This window comes from Amycolatopsis sp. NPDC049691, from assembly GCF_040675005.1.
In the GTDB taxonomy this organism is placed as follows: Bacteria; Actinomycetota; Actinomycetes; order Mycobacteriales; family Pseudonocardiaceae; genus Amycolatopsis.
Window position 1 is genome coordinate 73,816 of the sequence record NZ_JBFANX010000011.1, and the last position, 15,678, is coordinate 89,493.

A 15,678-nucleotide genomic window follows, 5' to 3' on the forward strand; every position below is an offset into this window, starting at 1 on the left:
GCGCCCGAGCGGCTTACTCGCCGCCCTTCTGCACGTAGGCCCGGACGAAGTCCTCGGCGTTCTCCTCGAGCACGTCGTCGATCTCGTCCAGGATCGTGTCCACGTCCTCGCCGAGCTTCTCGCGCCGCTCCTGACCCGCCGCGCCGGTGTCGTCGAACTCCTCGTCGGAGTCACCACCGCCGTGCTTTTCGATCTTTTCCTGGGCCATCTCGCCTCCCGGTCTGGCTGATGTTTCCTAGCCTACCCAGCGGCCCCGACATTCGGGGCAACGCCGCGATCGCTGGTGCGTCACGCCTAGTCCGAACCGGTGAGCGCCTCCACCAGGTCCTCCGCCGTCGCCGACTCGTCGAGCAGCTTGCCGACGTGCGCCTTCGTCCCCCGCAACGGCTCCAGGGTCGGGATCCGCACCAGCGACTCCTTGCCCACGTCGAAGATGACCGAATCCCACGACGCCGCCGCGATCGACGTCGCGTACTTCTCCAGCGCCCGGCCGCGGAAGTAGGCCCGCGTGTCCGACGGCGGCGTCGTCACCGCGGCCAGCACCTCTTCCTCGGTGACCAGCCGCTTCATCGACCCGCGCGTGACCAGCCGGTTGTACAGGCCCTTCGCCAGCCGGACATCGGAGTACTGCAGGTCGACCAGGCGCAGCCGCGGCGCGCCCCAGGCCAGCTGGTCCCGCTGCCGGTAGCCCTCCAGCAGCCGCAGCTTGGCCGGCCAGTCCAGCCGGTCCGCGCACTCCTGCGGGTCGCGGGCCAGCGCGTCCAGGATCTCGCCCCAGACCCGCAGGACCTCCTTCGACGCCTCGTCCGCGCCGGTGCGCTCCAGGTTCTGCGACGCGATCTCGTGGTAGGCGAACTGCAGGTCCAGCCCGGTGTACTTCTTCCCGTTCGCCAGCGCGACCTGCGTCTTCAGCGTCGGGTCGTGGCTGATCTGGTGCACGGCCTTGACCGGTTCGTCGAGCTTCAGGTCGTCGAACCGGATGCCCGACTCGATCAGGTCCAGCACCAGCGCCGTCGTCCCGACCTTCAGGTAGGTCGAGTACTCCGACATGTTCGCGTCGCCGATGATGACGTGCAGCCGGCGGTACTTGTCCGCGTCCGCGTGCGGCTCGTCGCGGGTGTTGATGATCCCGCGCTTCAGCGTCGTCTCCAGGCCGACCTCGACCTCGATGTAGTCCGCGCGCTGGGAGAGCTGGAAGCCGGCCTCCTCGCTCTGCTGGCCGATCCCGACCCGGCCCGAGCCGGTCACGACCTGCCGCGACACGAAGAACGGGGTCAGCCCCGCGATCACCGCGGTGAACGGCGTCGACCGCGCCATCAGGTAGTTCTCGTGCGTGCCGTAGCTCGCGCCCTTGCCGTCGACGTTGTTCTTGTACAGCTGCAGCTGGGGCTGGCCGGGCACGGACGCCGCCTTGAGCGCGGCCTCCTCCATCACCCGCTCCCCCGCCTTGTCCCAGATGACGGCGTCGCGCGCGTTCGTCACCTCGGGCGCGGAGTACTCCGGGTGCGCGTGGTCGACGTACAGCCGCGCGCCGTTGGTCAGGATGACGTTCGCCGCGCCGAGGTCCTCGACGTCGGGGTCGTGGCCCGGCCCGCCGGGGCCGGTCAGGTCGAACCCGCGCGCGTCGCGCAGCGGCGACTCCACCTCGTAGTCCCACCGCGCCCGCCGGGCCCGGGGGATGTCGGCCGCGGCCGCGTAGGCCAGCACGACCTGGGTCGAGGTGAGTACCGGGTTCGCCGTCGCGTCGCCCGGCACGGAGATGCCGTACTCGACTTCGGTTCCCATGATCCGCCGCATGTCCACCACCCTACGGGGTCGCCCTAGTGGAACGATGCACCCATGCCAGGCAGTGACGAACTCGTTGCCCTCTATGACCAGGCCGGCTCCGTCGTCGGCACGACCACCCGCAGCCGGGTCCGCGCCGAGGCGCTGTGGCACGCGGCCGGCGTCGTGCTGGTCCGTTCGGGTGACGGCAGCGCCGTCTACGTGCACCTGCGCACCGCGGAGAAGGACGTGTTCCCCTCGACCTGGGACTGCTGGGCGGGTGGTGTGGTCGGCGCGGGCGAGACCCCGGCCGAGTGCGCCCGCCGCGAACTGGCCGAAGAGCTGGGCGTCCACGGGGTGGAACCCGTCCCGCTGTTCACCAAGGTCTACGACGACGGCCGCAACCGCTGCCACAACTTCGCCTTCGAAGTCCGCTGGGACGGCCCGATCCACCACCAGGCCGAAGAGATCGTCGAAGGCCGCTGGATCCCCCTCGAAGAGCTCCGCGCCTGGGTCGACGACCCGGCACCCGAGCTGCCCTTCATCCCCGACGGCCGCGAAGGCGTCCAGGAGTGGTTCCGCCGCTACGGCTGAGCCGCCAGCCTCGCCTTCATCGCAGGGAGCAGGCGCTTCGCCGCGTCCACGGCCCGCGTCTCGGTGCTCGCCGAGACCGTCAGCTCGGACACGAGCCTTCCCTTGGCCAGCAACACCGTGCAGGTCTTGCCCTCGCTCCAGGCCTGCTGCCGCTCGATCCCGGGCTGGACGGGGATGCTCACCGTCTTGCCCGCGCACTCGTTCTCCGCGACGGCCCGGGCGGCCGTGGCGTCCGGGAACACCACGACGCGGTGGCTCAGCACCGACCCGCTGGGGTAGCGCCAGGTCGCCGTCCGGCTGCCCGCCGACGGCCCGTCCGCCAGGCATCCCGCCACCTCGTTCGAGGCCGGCCGCACACCTTCCTCCGCGACGTCCGCATCGGACAGCAGCGCGGGTTCCGCGAGCAGAGCGGGATCGGGCGCCAGCGGGGTGACCGGAGCGGCCCTCGCGGGGCTCACCGGCGTTTCGGCGGTCGTGACCGGCGCGGACGTCGGCGCCGGATCGTCGTAGTACGTCTCGAGGTTGTTCGGGTCGGGCCCTTCGCAGGCCGTCAGGCCCACCAGCGCGACCGCGGCCAAGGCGACCACCTGACGATGACGCACCCGGCCTCCTGTCGTCGGTTCCGTGCCAGCGAAGGGTAGTGCAACCGCTCAGTCCCACCGCAGGGAGGACCGGTGTCGCCAGTACTCCTGCGGGTCCTCCGCCAGGCCGGCGAGCGCGGCTTCCTCGTCCGTGCCGAGGGAAAGCGCGGTGGCCCGCAGGTTCGCCGCCAGCTGCGCGCGGCTCGCCGGGCCGATGACCGCGCGGTCCACCCAGTCCTGCGCCAGCACCGCGGCCACCGCGACGGCGTCCGGGCCGGTCCCGTGCGCGGCCGCGATGTCGAGCACGGTCGGGGGCGCCTCCACCGCGAGCCTGCCGTTGGCGAGGGTTTCCTTGACCAGCACGCGGTTCCCGGCCGCGTGCGCCGCGGCCAGCGCGCGGCCGGCCGACCGCTCCAGGACGTTCCACGTCGACTGCACCGCGGAAAACACCGGCTGCCCGGCCACTTCCAGCGCGAACGCCCGCTCGATCGCGTCCGCCTGCGCCGGCCCGGACGTCGAGAACCCGACCGCGACACCGTTCGCGGACAGCTCCGCCAGCGCCTCGACCAACGGCTCGTCGGTGAAGAGCGGACTGTCCACAGTGAGCGAATGCACCTGGTACAGCCCGACCCGGTTCCCCAGCAGGGCCAGGGTTTCCGCCCACTGCGTCGCGAACCGCGCCGCCGAATGCTCCTTCACCTCGTGCACGTCGGCGTCGACCCGCCAGTCCCCGACGTAGGCGTAACCCCACTTGCTCGACACCTCGACGTCGGCGTGCCCGCGCTCGGCGAGCCAGCCGGCCAGGAACTCCTCCGAGCGCCCGTACGAGCGGGCGACGTCGACGTGCCGGACGCCCGCGGCGTAGGCGTCGTCCAGCACCGCGAAGGTCGCGGCCCGCATGGAATCGACGTCCCGCACCGGCGGCAGGGCGCCGTCGCGGCCGAGGTTGATGTAGGCGGGACGGCCCAGCGCCGCCAGGCCGAGCGCGATGCGGTCCATGGCTTCCTTCACACCGTCTGCTTGTGCCGGAGGATGGCCAGCCACTGGTCGGAGTTCTGGGCCTGGCGGTGCAGCTTCTCCAGGCGCGCGGCCGGGGCCCGGACGTAGCCCTTGCCGAAGACCGGCGCGATCTGGCGCAGGCTCGCCCCACCCTCGCGCGCGGCGAGCAGGGCCCAGTCGGAGGCGTCGGCGCAGGCCGCCGAGGCGCGGCGGAGCTCGCCGAGGATGTCGATCAGCTCCTGGGCGCCCACCTCCCCCGCCTGGACGGCGGCCGCCGTCGTCTCCAGCCAGGCCAGGACGTCGGACTCGGTGATCGGCGCGCGGGGCCGGTGCGTTTCTTCGCTCACGGCCGGTGAGTATAGGTCGTTATACGTCGATATACTCGGCAGTGGCCATGACGACACGCACCGAACCCCAGCCGGACGCCGAGCGGCTGCTCGACGTCTTCAAGGCGCTCGCGAACCCCGAGCGGCTGCAGATCCTGCGGTGGCTGCGCGAGCCGGAGCGGCACTTCCCGGTGGAGCGGGCGATCGCCGACCCGGCCGAGGTCGGCGTCTGCGTGAGCCACATCCAGGAGAAGACGGGGCTCGCGCAGTCGACCGTCTCGGCGTACATGGCCGCGTTGCAGCGCGCCGGCCTGGTGCACGCGACCCGGGTCGGGAAGTGGACGCACTACAAGCGCGACGAAGCCCGGATCGCGGAGTTCGTCGCGGTGCTCGGCCGGTCCCTCTGATCTCTCCCCTCCCCTGTCGAGGCGCCGGCCGGTTGACTCATATCGTATTTCTGCGATACTTCGATTCATGAGTACCATCGAGGGCATGCGGCTCGGCCGCTACGGGATCTGGACGTTCGACTTCGAAAGCCTGCCGGCGAGCCGGATCCGGGAATCCGCGCGGGAACTGGAAGAACTCGGCTGGCCGACGCTCTGGATCCCGGAAACCGATGGCCGCGAAGCACTCACCCACGCCGGCTTCCTGCTGGCGGCCACGGAAAACCTGACCGTCGTCAACGGCATCGCGCAGATCGGCTCGCGCGGGCCGCGCTGGACGCAGGGAGGCGCGCTCCTGCTCGCCGACGCCTACCCGGACCGCCACCTGCTCGGCCTCGGCTTCGGCGGCGTACCCGGCCCGAAGCCCCTGAACGCGGTGCGCGCCTACCTCGCCGAGATGGACGCCGTCACCAGCGCCAACCCGGCGCCGCGGGCCCCGGTGCGCCGGCTGCTGGCCGCGTACGGGCCCAAGATGCTGGAGCTGGCGCGCGACCACGCGGCCGGCGCGCACACCTACCACGTGACCCCGGAACACACGGCCCAAGCGCGGGAGATCCTCGGCGCCGGCCCGTTCCTCGGCGTCGAGCACGCCGTGCTGTTCGAGACCGACGCGGCGAAGGCGCGCGAGATCGCCCGCGAACACCTGCACCCGTACCTCACGCAGCCGTACAACATCGCGAAGTTCCGCCGGCTCGGCTACACCCAGGCGGAGATCGACGGCGCGGCCGACCGGATCGTCGACGACCTCGTCTTCTGGGGCGACCTCGAGACGATCACCGGGAAGCTGGGCGCGCACCTCGACGCGGGCGCCGACCACGTCGGCATCCAGGTCATCGGCATCGAACCGGGCGGGTCGGCGATGCCACACTGGCGCCGGCTGGCCGAGGCGCTGCTACCGGTCGCCGCGTAGGCCGAACCGGGCGGTGCAGTGCCAGACGCGCTTGAGCACCTGGGGGTCGTGCCGGCCGGCGCGCACGGCGTCGCCGATGACGCGGGCGTCCAGCCGGCCGTCTTCGGCTATCTCCTTGCCGGCCCGCACGACGTCCTCGCCGCGGTAGTCCGCGTGCTCGGCGAGCACCTCGACCGGCAGCCTGAACCCGTGGTGCCACCTGGTGGGAAACGGCAGGTCCGCGGCCGCCGCCTCGACCTCGGTGCCGCGGAACGCCGGGTCCAGGACGAGCGCCTCGACGTCGGCCGCCAGCCGGAGCGGGCCGTGGACGTGGGCCTCGATGTAGTCGTCGAGCTCGTCCTGGACGTCCGCCTCCGCGAGGCGCAGCAACGGCATGTCCGCCGCGGTGCCGAAGTCGTCCGGTTCGAAGAAGCTGTCCGGGTAGCAGAACGTCGTCCGCGGCAGCACTTCCCGCTTCAGCACGAAGTGGGACGAGCCGAACCGGACGGACCCGCCCGCCGGGCGGCGGCGGTGGTTGAGCGAGCCGTACTTGGGCCGGGCCGACGGCGGCAGGTCGTCGTACGCGCCGCCGAACATGCGGTGCTCCCAGCGCCGGCGGTCTCCCCCGGCGTGGGCGGTGAGGCCGCCGTTGCTCGTGCCCGTCTCGAACTGGGAGCGGTAGACGCCGTCGGTGACCAGGTGCCGCAGCAACGGCACCCCGCCCACCAGGCGGTCCGGGTGGAAGTGGACGGTGACGTCCAGGCCTTCGGGCAGCGGCGGCCCGGTCACGCGGCCGGCGACGTGCGCCACCGCTCGTCGCCAGCCCTCGTCCCCCGGTGCCATGGGGGCCATCCTACCCCGTCGCGTATAGGTCGTTATACGGACGCAGAAGTCCGAAAACCGCTGGCTTCGCGCCCGGCGTCCCGGCTTGACTGCGCCCATGCGGTTCGGAGCGGCGGGTTTCGGGGTCACGGTGCGGTTCGCGCTGCTGGCCGTGGTGTGGGGTGCGAGTTTCCTGTTCATCAAGGTGGGGCTGGCCGGGCTCTCCCCCGCGCAGATCGCGCTCGCGCGGGTCGCGCTGGGCGCGCTCGCGCTGGCGGTCGTGCTCGTGGCGCGCCGGCGGCCGCTCCCCCGTGATCCCGTGCTGTGGGGCCACCTCGCGGTCGTTTCGGTGCTGTTGTGCGTGGTGCCGTTCCTGCTGTTCTCGTGGGCGGAGCAGTACATTTCGTCGGGCCTGGCCAGCATCTTCAACGCGACGACGCCGCTCGTCACGATGCTGCTGGCCGCCGCGGCGCTGCCCGAAGAGCGGTTCACGCCGCCGCGGGTGCTCGGCCTGTCGCTCGGTTTCCTGGGCGTGCTCACGATCGTCGGGGTGTGGCACGGCGTCGACGTCTCGCACCAGCTGACAGCGCAGCTCGCATGCCTGGGCGCCACGACGTGTTACGGCGCGTGCTTCGTTTACCTGCGCCGGTTCGTCTCTCCGCGTGGTGTCGACCCGGTCGTGGTCGCGTTCGGTCAGACCGGGTCGGCGACGGTGCTGCTCGGCATCCTGGCGCCCGCGATCGCGGGCACGCCGGTGCACCTGGACTTCGCGGTGGTGGCGAGCATGGTGGCGCTCGGCGTCTTCGGAACGGGGATCGCCTACGTCTGGAACGTCCGGATCATCGCCGCTTGGGGCGCGGCCAACGCCTCGGCGGTGACCTACCTCACACCGGTGGTCGGAGTGCTGCTCGGCGTACTGGTGCTGGGCGAGCCGGTGAGCTGGAACCAGCCGGCGGGCGCGCTCCTGATCGTGGTGGGCATCCTCGCGGCCCACGGGCGGCTGCGGCGCCGCCGGCCCGAACCGGCGCTCGCCGGCCGCTGAACACGCCGATGGGGCGGTCGCCGCGGCGGCCGCCCCATCGAGCACTCGGACTTACAGGTACTGACCGGTGTTCGTGGCGGTGTCGATCGCCCGCCCCGAGTCCTGGTTCTTGCCGGTGACGAGCGTGCGGATGTAGACGATCCGCTCGCCCTTCTTGCCGGAGATCCGGGCCCAGTCGTCCGGGTTGGTGGTGTTCGGGAGGTCCTCGTTCTCCGCGAACTCGTCGACGATCGCGTCGAGCAGGTGCTGCACGCGCAGACCCGGCTGCTTGGTCTCCAGCACCGACTTGATCGCCGACTTCTTCGCCCGGTCCACGATGTTCTGGATCATCGCGCCCGAGTTGAAGTCGCGGAAGTACAGGACTTCCTTGTCCCCGTTGGCGTAGGTCACCTCGAGGAACCGGTTCTCGTCGCTCTCCTCGTACATCCGCTCGACCGTGTGCTGGATCATCGCGTCGAACGTCGCCTTGGCGTCGCCGCCGAACTCGGCGAGGTCGTCCGCGTGGATCGGCAGGCCTTCGGCCAGGTACTTGGAGAAGATGTCCTTCGCGCCTTCGGCGTCCGGACGCTCGATCTTGATCTTGACGTCGAGCCGGCCCGGCCGCAGGATCGCCGGGTCGATCATGTCCTCGCGGTTGGAGGCGCCGATGACGATGACGTTCTCCAGGCCTTCGACACCGTCGATCTCCGACAGCAGCTGCGGCACGATCGTGGTCTCGACGTCGGACGACACGCCCGACCCACGGGTCCGGAAGATCGAGTCCATCTCGTCGAAGAACACGATCACCGGGGTGCCTTCGGAGGCCTTCTCCCGCGCCCGCTGGAAGATCAGGCGGATGTGCCGCTCGGTCTCCCCGACGAACTTGTTGAGCAGCTCGGGACCCTTGATGTTCAGGAAGTAGGACTTCCCGTCCGCCGCGTCGCCCCGCGCTTCGGCCACCTTCTTGGCCAGCGAGTTCGCGACCGCCTTCGCGATGAGCGTCTTGCCGCAGCCCGGCGGGCCGTAGAGCAGGACGCCCTTGGGCGGCCGCAGCTGGTACTCCTGGTACAGGTCGGCGTGCAGGAACGGCAGTTCCACCGCGTCGCGGATCTGCTCGATCTGCCGGGTGAGGCCACCGATGTCCTCGTAGCGGACGTCGGGCACCTCCTCCAGCACCAGGTCCTCGACCTCCGCCTTCGGCACGCGCTCGTACGCGTAGCCGGCCTTGGAGTCGACCAGCAGCGAGTCGCCCGGCTTGAGCGGCTGCTCGGCCAGCAGGTCGGAGAGCAGGACCACCCGCTCCTCGTCCGCGTGCCCGACCACCAGCGCGCGAGGGCTGCCGCCCTCGACGTCGGCGGCGAGCACCTCACGCAACGCGCACACCTCGCCGGTGCGTTCGAAGCCGCCGGCCTCGACCACGGTGAGCGCCTCGTTGAGCCGCAGCGCCTGGCCGCGGCGCAGCGAAGAGAGCTCGACCGCGGGCGACACCGACACCCGCATCTTGCGGCCCGCCGTGTAGACGTCCACCGTGTTGTCCTCGTACGCCTCGACGAAGACGCCGTAGCCGGACGGCGGCTGGGCCAGCCGGTCGACCTCCTCGCGCAGCGCGAGGAGCTGTCCTCGGGCCTCACGCAGGGTTTCGACCAGTTTGGTGTTGCGCTCGGTGAGCTGGCTCACCCTTTCCGAGGCCTCGGCGAGCCGCTGTTCGAGAACTCGGTTCTGCCGTGGCGAGTCGGTCAGTTTGCGGCGCAGCAGCGCCACTTCCTCCTCGAGAAAACGGATCTGCCGAGCCTGCTCGTCCGCCGTCGTCCCAGCTCCGGATGTTGCTGAAGGGTCGGCCTCCTCGCGCCGACCTCCGGGAAGGTCATGATGCATCGGGCACCTCCTCGGAGTGCTTTTCATTCCACGGTACCGGCGATCACCGACAAGAAAAGGCCTTTCCGGATCACAAGATCGGCGCGTCGCGGTTTCCTCGCCTGGTCCAGCACGGACATTCCCGCAGCGCAAGAGGCCATTTCGGTGCCGTGGCCCCGGCGCGTCGCGGGCCCGTCCGGGCCGGGACGAACCAAGCACGTCGGGAGTACCCGCCCCGCCGGGGCGCCAACCCTGCCCGAGCCGGGCAATTCCGGCCAGTTCCGCCCTAACCGCGCGGCGGGGCGGCCCGGTGGCTAGCATCGGGCCGACGTCGGCCGCCTCGAAGGCCGGCTCACCGTCGAAGGAACGCTAGGGGGCACCACCCATGACCTACCCGCCGCAGCAACCGGGCGGCTACGGCCAGCAGCCCGGGGGTTACGGGCAGCAACCCGGGCCGTACGGCCAGCAGCCCGGCGGCTACCCCCAGAGCGGACCGCAGCCCCAGCCGGGCTACGGCGGCACCCAGCAGTTCGGGCAGCCCGATCCGTACGGCCAGCCGCAGCACGGCGGATACCCGCCCCAGACGGGCCCTCAGCCCCAGCAGGGCTACCCCCAGTACGGACAGCAGGACCAGTGGGGTCAGCAGACGCAGCAGCAGCCGGGCTTCGGCGGTTACGACCCGTACGGAGGCGGCAGCTTCGGCGAAGCGCCGCCGCCCAAGAAGAAGAAAACCGGGCTCATCGCCGGCATCGCGGCCGCCGCGGTGCTCCTCGTCGGCGGCGGCGTGACGTGGTTCGTCCTCGCCAACGGCGACGACGGCAACACCGCCGCCCCGCCCGCGAGCAGCAGCTCCGCGGCGCCGACGTCCGCGCCGAAGACGTCCGCCTCGAAGCCCAAGGTCACCTCGCCGAGCCCGTCGACGAAGAGCACCAAGCCCGCGAGCGGCCCCGCCCCGGCGGGCAAGGGCAGCTCGCAGGAGCTGTTCGACGCGACGATCGACGCCTACAACGCGGGCGACGAGAAAGCGCTGGCCGACACCATCTGCCGGAGCGTCTTCGAAGGCAGCACCGGCGAGATTCCGAAGGTCACGGTCAAGCTGACCGGCTCGCCGCAGGACACCGGGGACAAGTCCACCGTGCGCTACTCGGCCACCGACGGCAGCAAGACCAAGGTCGGCACGATGTCGGCCCAGAAGGAATCCGGCCTGTGGTGCCTGTCCAACGTCCGGGCGGACGGCTCGTGAGCCCCCGCGTTCGGTGAACCGCGCGCTCGCCGCCGGGCTCGTGCTGCTCGGCGTGGCAGGCGCGGGCGTGGTGCTGGGACTGCTGCTCGTGGCGCCGTCCGGCTCCGCGCCAGCGCCGTCGACCCCGGCCCCGGCGCCCCGCAGCTCGGCTTCCGCGGCGCCGAGCGCGGTCGACACCGCGGCGGTGAACGTGCTGGCGCGCGCGATCGTCGACGCGATCACCGCGCACGACTCGGCGGCGTTCGGCAAGCTGACGTGCCGCCCGCAGAGCGCCGACGCACTGGGGAGGCTGCAGCGGATGTGGGACGCGGCCGGCCGGGTGACGGCGACGCTGAAGGAGCCACCGGAGGTCCGCGGCGAGTCCGCGACGGCGAAGGTGCACGTCGAAGCCCCGGGCGGGACGAAGGACACGCCCTTCCCGCTGCACAAGGAGAACGGCCGCTGGTGCGTGCCGGGCTAACCGGGTGGCGTGAAACCGGCGGGCCAACGGGTGGTGCCGTCGGCCGTGACCCCGGCGAGGTCCGCGCCGGTCAGGTCGGAGCCGGTGAGGTCGGCGCCGCGCAGATCCGCGTCCCGCAGGATCGTGCCGGTCAGGGTCGCACCGGTGAGGTTCGCGTTCCGCAGCACCGCGCCCGCCAGGTTCGCCCCGGCGAAGCAGATTCTCGGGATCGCCAGTCCGGTCAGGTCGGCGTTCCGCAGGTCGACCCGCTCGAGTTCGGACGCCGCGTCCGCCTCGATCATCCCGCCGCGGCCCAGCGCCGCGATCGCGGCGGCGACGTCGTCCGCCGGACCGCCTTCGCGGCCCGCTGCCTCGGGTTCCCAAGGCGCCCGCGAGCAGATGAAGGACGTCAGCAGCGCGTGGACGTGCCCGCGGTAGCGGGGATCGAGGTCGGCCAGCTGCTCCAGCGCGTAGACGGCGCCCTGCCGCGTCGGCCCCTGCTCGGCCCCGAGCTGGTCGATCGCCTTGGTGAACAGGTCGATCGACCGGCTCTCCCGGTTGAGCAGCAGCTGCCGGGACGTGAGGAGCGCGCCCAGGCCGACACCCGCCAAGGCGAGAAGTCCGCCGAGCGCCTGCAGCAGCGTGCCGCGGACGTCGTTGACGGCCTTCAACCGATCCGCCGGCCCCAGGCCCGGCGAAGTGCCGACGAGCCACCCCGGCGCGAAGACCACGCACAGCACCAAAAGGCCGGTCACGACGGCCGCCGCCACCGCGAACCCGGCCTTCCGGCGCGAGGACACCCCCGCTAGCCCTTGCCCTTCGACGGCCGCCGGGACACGCGCGGTGAGACCGTCCCGTCGGCGAGCCGGCGGGCCGTGAGCAGGAACGCCGTGTGCGCGACCATCCGGTGGTCCGGGCGCACCGCGAGGCCCACCACGTGCCACGGCCGCATCAGCGTTTCCCACGATTCGGGCTCGGTCCAGCACTGCTGCTCGCGCAGCGACTCCGTCACGCGGGACAGCTGCGTCACCGTCGCGACGTAGACCGTCAGCACGCCGCCCGGCACGAGGTGCGCGGCGACGTTCGGCAGCTGGTCCCACGGGGCCAGCATGTCCAGGACCACCCGGTCGACTTCGCCTTCGTGGGTCGCCAGGTCCGCCACCGTGAGCGACCAGTTCGCCGGCTTCTCCCCGAAGAACTTCACGACGTTGCGCTCGGCGTGCTCGGCGTGGTCGTCGCGGATCTCGTACGAGCTCACGTGCCCGTCCGGGCCGACCGCGCGCAGCAGCGAACACGTCAGCGCGCCGGAGCCGGCGCCCGCCTCGAGCACGCGCGCGCCCGGGAAGATGTCGCCCCACATCACGATCTGCGCGGCGTCCTTCGGGTAGATCACCTGCGCGCCGCGCGGCATCGAGAGCACGTAGTCCGGCAGGAGCGGGCGCAGGGCCAGGTACGTCGACCCGCCCGCCGACGTCACCACCGAACCCTCGGGCCTGCCGATCAGGTCGTCGTGGGCGAGCGCGCCGCGGTGGGTGTGGTACTCCCCGCCGTCGGCCAGCGTCAGGGTGTAGTGCCGCCCCTTCGAGTCGGTCAACTGCACCCGATCACCCGCGCGAAACGGTCCGCTGACCGACAACACTTCCTCCTGTACCCCGAATGGCCGACGACAGATCTTCGCAGGCCGTCCGGGGCCCGTCCTCAGCGGGTACGGCGGTTCAGCGCGGCGCGCAGGTCGTCCCGGCGCAGCACGCCCGCCGGGCGGCCCTCGTCGTCGACGACGAGGAACTGCCACGCCGGGGTCTCGCGGACCCGCTCGACGACGTCCTCCCCCGGTTCCGAGGCCAGCAAGACGGTTTCGGCGCGGATCGGCTCCGCGGCGAGCTCGGCGGGCGCGTGCGGGGAGGTACCCGCGAGGCGCTCCGCCGCGCCGGTGTCGAGCAGCCCGGCCGCGACGCCGTCCGCGCGGACGAGCACCACGCCCCGGCCCGCCGAGGCCGCGAGCGCGTCCGACACCGGGCTTTCGGCGGGCAGCTGCAGCACGGGGCGCACCAGTTCGGTGAGGTCCAGTCCTTCCGGCCAGGTGCGGCGTGCCTCGGCGGTGAGCTCCGAACGCGCGCCGAGGATCACGAACCACGCCGTGACGACGCAGACGCCCAGGCGCAGCCACCGGTCCGGGCTGCCGGTCGCCAGGCCCCACAGGGCCCACACGAGCAGGCCCGCGGCCACGACCCCGCCGCCCGCGACCGCGGCGCGCGTGCCCGTCGCGCGGATCCCGGTGGCCGCCCAGACGCCGGCGCGGACCAGCCGGCCGCCGTCGAGGGGCAGGCCGGGCAGGAGGTTGAACACGCCGACGGCGAGGTTCGCCACCGCGCACTCGGCGACCAGCATCCAGACCGCGCCGTCCGGCGGGACGGCGAACATCAGCAGGCCGCAGAACCCGCCCAGCAGCAGCGACACCGCCGGGCCCGCGGCCGCGACCAGGCCCTCGTGGGCCGGCCGCTTCGGCGTCCTGGCCACTTCGGACAGGCCGCCGAGCAGGAACAGCCGCACCCGCCGCACCGGGATCCCCAGCCGCAGCGCGGCGACGCAGTGCCCGAGCTCGTGCGCCAGCACCGACAGGCCCAGCAGCAGCGCGAAGGCGCCGGCCAGCAGCCACGACGTCAGCGACGAGGCGTCCGGGAGCAGCCGGCCGACCAGCGGCGCGTAGAGCACGACGACGATCAGCGACCCGATCCACCAGGACGGCGCGAGCAGCACGGGCACGCCGGCGACCCGGAACAGCCGGAGACCGCCGTCCGGAAGGACGGCCTGCCGGGTGCCCCCGGTGCCCTGTTCACTGGTCGCGGCCATGCGGGAGAGCCTAGAGCCCCCGGTGTGGGGAGCGGGTGATCCGGTCCGGGTGGTGTCGCGCGCGTTGCGGTCGCCGGAACTGTCGGACCCCGGCGTTACGCTCTGCCCATGCCCGACGCCGACACCGTCACCACGGATCCCCCAGCAGCCACCGCCGTCGCCACCGAGGTGCGGCGGCGGCCCGCGCTGTCGCCGTCGAGGGCCAGCGACTTCAAGCAATGCCCGCTGCTCTACCGGTTCCGCGCGGTCGACCGGCTGCCGGAGGTCCCGACCAAGGCGCAGCTGCGCGGCACGCTCGTCCACTCGGTACTGGAGCGGCTGTTCGCGCTGCCTGCCGCCGAACGGGTGCCCGCGCAGGCGCGGGAGCTGCTCGGCCCGGCGTGGACGGACCTCTCCGCGGACCGTCCGGAGTGGACCGAGCTGTTCGACGGCGAGCAGCCCGAAGACCACGCGGACTGGCTGCGATCGGCGGAAAAGCTGCTGGACGCCTACTTCGAGCTCGAAGACCCGAGGCGGCTCGAACCCGAGGCCTGCGAGCTGCACGTCGAGATCGAGCTCGGCTCCGGTGTCCTGCTGCGCGGCTACATCGACCGCCTCGACGTCGCGCCGACCGGGGAAATCCGGGTCGTCGACTACAAGACCGGCGCCGCGCCCCGCGAAATCGGCGAGGCGAAGGCGATGTTCCAGATGAAGTTCTACGCCGTCGTGCTGTGGCGGCTGCGCGGGATCGTGCCGCGCCAGCTCAAGCTGATGTACCTGACCGACGGCCAGTCGCTCGCCTACACCCCCGACGAAGCCGAGCTGCTGCGCTTCGAACGCACGCTGGAAGCCATCTGGCAGGCGATCCTCAAGGCGGGCAGGACCGGCGACTTCCGCGCGAACAAGAGCAAGCTGTGCAACTGGTGCGACCACCAGGCGCACTGCCCCGAGTACGGCGGCACGCCGCCGGACTACCCCGGCTGGCCGGAGCCCGACGCGGGCGACGAGACGCCGCTGGACCGGGCCGACTGATGGCCGACGCGTTCTACGTCCCCCTCGGCGAGGGCCGCTACTCCGCGACCGGGCACACGGCCGGGCCGTGGTCGTCGGAGTCCCAGCACTTCGGCCCGCCGTCGGCGTTGCTGGTGCGCGCGCTCGAAAACGTCGAACCGGCCCACCCGGCCGAGCTCGCGCGGGTGACCGTCGAGATCCTCGGCCCGGCGCCGGTCGCCGAGCTCACCGTGCGCGCCCGGGTCGAGCGGCCGGGCCGGTCGGTGGAGCTGCTGCAGGCCGAGCTGGCGAGCGCGGAGCGCGTGGTGGCGCGGGCTTCGGCGTGGCGCATCGCGACGTCCGACACGGCCGAGGCGGCCACCGACGCCGGGCCGCTCCTGCCGGCGCCGGACACCGTGACCGAGTCGCCGTGGCCGGAGGGCTGGCAGGCCGGCTACCTCGACGCCGTGGAGTGGCGCGCGGTGCGCGGCGGCATGGACGTGCCCGGTCCGGCGGCGGTCTGGGCCCGCCAGCGCGTCCCGCTGGTCGACGGCGAGGAGCCGAGCGGACTGCAGCGGCTGTTCACCATCGCCGACTCCGGCAACGGCGTGTCGAACTTCCTCGACCCGCGCAAGTGGTGGTTCATCAACTCCGAGCTGACCGTCCACCTGCGGCGGGTGCCGGCCGGCGAGTGGATCGGCCTCGACGCGGTGACGCTGGTCGGCAAGCACGGCATCGGCACCGCGACCAGCATCCTGCACGACGCGGGCGGCCCGGTGGCCACCGGCGCGCAGGCGCTGATGGTGCGACCGCGACAGGCCGGGGGCGGATAGCCACCCACAACGGGCCCGCATCCAATAACCTTCGCGGAACGACCGACTTGA

General features: G+C 72.3%; 18 protein-coding genes. 8 read left to right on the plus strand and 10 right to left on the minus strand.

The window, feature by feature from the left end; all coding sequences use genetic code 11:
- Nucleotides 1-13: 13 nt before the first annotated feature.
- Nucleotides 14-208 (minus strand): ubiquitin-like protein Pup, encoded by a 195-nt coding sequence (locus AB0J40_RS24940; RefSeq protein ID WP_013226725.1) that lies wholly within the window; start codon nucleotides 206-208, stop codon nucleotides 14-16.
- 86 nt (nucleotides 209-294) lie between these two features.
- Nucleotides 295-1,797 carry a depupylase/deamidase Dop gene (gene dop / locus AB0J40_RS24945; RefSeq protein WP_364456977.1) on the minus strand — a complete coding sequence of 501 codons (1,503 nt, stop codon included), beginning with the start codon at nucleotides 1,795-1,797 and terminating at the stop codon, nucleotides 295-297.
- A gap of 42 nt (nucleotides 1,798-1,839) precedes the next feature.
- Here dop and AB0J40_RS24950 point away from each other — a divergent pair, with 42 nt between their 5' ends.
- Nucleotides 1,840-2,358 (plus strand): NUDIX domain-containing protein, encoded by a 519-nt coding sequence (locus AB0J40_RS24950; protein WP_364456979.1) that lies wholly within the window; start codon nucleotides 1,840-1,842, stop codon nucleotides 2,356-2,358.
- Here the strand turns inward: AB0J40_RS24950 and AB0J40_RS24955 are convergent.
- From AB0J40_RS24955 to AB0J40_RS24965, 3 genes are read right to left on the minus strand one after another with little or no spacing between them, the layout of a single operon-like run.
- Nucleotides 2,349-2,960 (minus strand): hypothetical protein, encoded by a 612-nt coding sequence (locus AB0J40_RS24955; protein ID WP_364456981.1) that lies wholly within the window; start codon nucleotides 2,958-2,960, stop codon nucleotides 2,349-2,351. The genes AB0J40_RS24950 and AB0J40_RS24955 overlap by 10 nt on opposite strands.
- Nucleotides 2,961-3,008: 48 nt before the next feature.
- Complete coding sequence (locus AB0J40_RS24960) at nucleotides 3,009-3,938, minus strand: aldo/keto reductase (RefSeq protein ID WP_364457306.1); 930 nt, start codon at nucleotides 3,936-3,938, stop codon at nucleotides 3,009-3,011.
- Nucleotides 3,939-3,946: 8 nt separating this feature from the next.
- Nucleotides 3,947-4,285, minus strand: a complete 339-nt coding sequence (locus tag AB0J40_RS24965) for a hypothetical protein (RefSeq protein ID WP_364456983.1) — start codon at nucleotides 4,283-4,285, stop codon at nucleotides 3,947-3,949.
- A 47-nt stretch (nucleotides 4,286-4,332) separates the two neighbouring features.
- Here AB0J40_RS24965 and AB0J40_RS24970 point away from each other — a divergent pair, with 47 nt between their 5' ends.
- Nucleotides 4,333-4,671 (plus strand): metalloregulator ArsR/SmtB family transcription factor, encoded by a 339-nt coding sequence (locus AB0J40_RS24970; RefSeq protein WP_364456985.1) that lies wholly within the window; start codon nucleotides 4,333-4,335, stop codon nucleotides 4,669-4,671.
- A 67-nt stretch (nucleotides 4,672-4,738) separates the two neighbouring features.
- Entirely contained in the window at nucleotides 4,739-5,617 is an 879-nt protein-coding gene (locus AB0J40_RS24975; protein WP_364456987.1) for a TIGR03620 family F420-dependent LLM class oxidoreductase, read from the plus strand.
- Here AB0J40_RS24975 and AB0J40_RS24980 read toward each other — a convergent pair.
- Nucleotides 5,600-6,439 (minus strand): DUF3626 domain-containing protein, encoded by an 840-nt coding sequence (locus tag AB0J40_RS24980; protein WP_364456989.1) that lies wholly within the window; start codon nucleotides 6,437-6,439, stop codon nucleotides 5,600-5,602. The genes AB0J40_RS24975 and AB0J40_RS24980 overlap by 18 nt on opposite strands.
- A 97-nt stretch (nucleotides 6,440-6,536) precedes the next feature.
- On the opposite strand from AB0J40_RS24980, the gene AB0J40_RS24985 reads away from it, so the two are divergent.
- A complete protein-coding gene (locus AB0J40_RS24985) occupies nucleotides 6,537-7,460 on the plus strand; it encodes a DMT family transporter (RefSeq protein WP_364456991.1) in 924 nt (307 codons plus the stop codon).
- Nucleotides 7,461-7,511: 51 nt separating this feature from the next.
- Here the strand turns inward: AB0J40_RS24985 and arc are convergent, their stop codons facing one another.
- Nucleotides 7,512-9,314, minus strand: coding sequence for a proteasome ATPase (gene arc, locus AB0J40_RS24990; RefSeq protein WP_364456993.1), 1,803 nt, complete (start codon nucleotides 9,312-9,314; stop codon nucleotides 7,512-7,514).
- 364 nt (nucleotides 9,315-9,678) lie between these two features.
- On the opposite strand from arc, the gene AB0J40_RS24995 reads away from it, so the two are divergent.
- On the plus strand, nucleotides 9,679-10,536 hold the full coding sequence (locus tag AB0J40_RS24995) for a hypothetical protein (protein WP_364456995.1): 858 nt from the start codon (nucleotides 9,679-9,681) through the stop codon (nucleotides 10,534-10,536).
- A 13-nt stretch (nucleotides 10,537-10,549) separates the two neighbouring features.
- On the plus strand, nucleotides 10,550-10,996 hold the full coding sequence (locus AB0J40_RS25000; protein WP_364456997.1) for a hypothetical protein: 447 nt from the start codon (nucleotides 10,550-10,552) through the stop codon (nucleotides 10,994-10,996).
- Here the strand turns inward: AB0J40_RS25000 and AB0J40_RS25005 are convergent.
- The 3 genes from AB0J40_RS25005 to AB0J40_RS25015 form a co-directional block, all read right to left on the minus strand.
- A complete protein-coding gene (locus tag AB0J40_RS25005) occupies nucleotides 10,993-11,775 on the minus strand; it encodes a pentapeptide repeat-containing protein (protein WP_364456999.1) in 783 nt (260 codons plus the stop codon). The genes AB0J40_RS25000 and AB0J40_RS25005 overlap by 4 nt on opposite strands.
- A gap of 5 nt (nucleotides 11,776-11,780) precedes the next feature.
- Complete coding sequence (locus AB0J40_RS25010; RefSeq protein WP_364457001.1) at nucleotides 11,781-12,611, minus strand: tRNA (adenine-N1)-methyltransferase; 831 nt, start codon at nucleotides 12,609-12,611, stop codon at nucleotides 11,781-11,783.
- 62 nt (nucleotides 12,612-12,673) lie between these two features.
- Nucleotides 12,674-13,825, minus strand: a complete 1,152-nt coding sequence (locus tag AB0J40_RS25015) for a site-2 protease family protein (RefSeq protein ID WP_364457003.1) — start codon at nucleotides 13,823-13,825, stop codon at nucleotides 12,674-12,676.
- A 108-nt stretch (nucleotides 13,826-13,933) separates the two neighbouring features.
- Here AB0J40_RS25015 and AB0J40_RS25020 point away from each other — a divergent pair, with 108 nt between their 5' ends.
- Nucleotides 13,934-14,836: a RecB family exonuclease gene (locus AB0J40_RS25020; RefSeq protein WP_364457005.1), complete on the plus strand. Its 903-nt coding sequence runs from the start codon at nucleotides 13,934-13,936 to the stop codon at nucleotides 14,834-14,836.
- The gene (locus AB0J40_RS25025) at nucleotides 14,836-15,627 is read left to right on the plus strand and encodes a thioesterase family protein (RefSeq protein WP_364457007.1); all 792 of its coding nucleotides are present in this window, start codon (nucleotides 14,836-14,838) and stop codon (nucleotides 15,625-15,627) included. Before AB0J40_RS25020 ends, AB0J40_RS25025 begins: the two co-directional genes overlap by 1 nt.
- Nucleotides 15,628-15,678 lie beyond the last annotated feature (51 nt).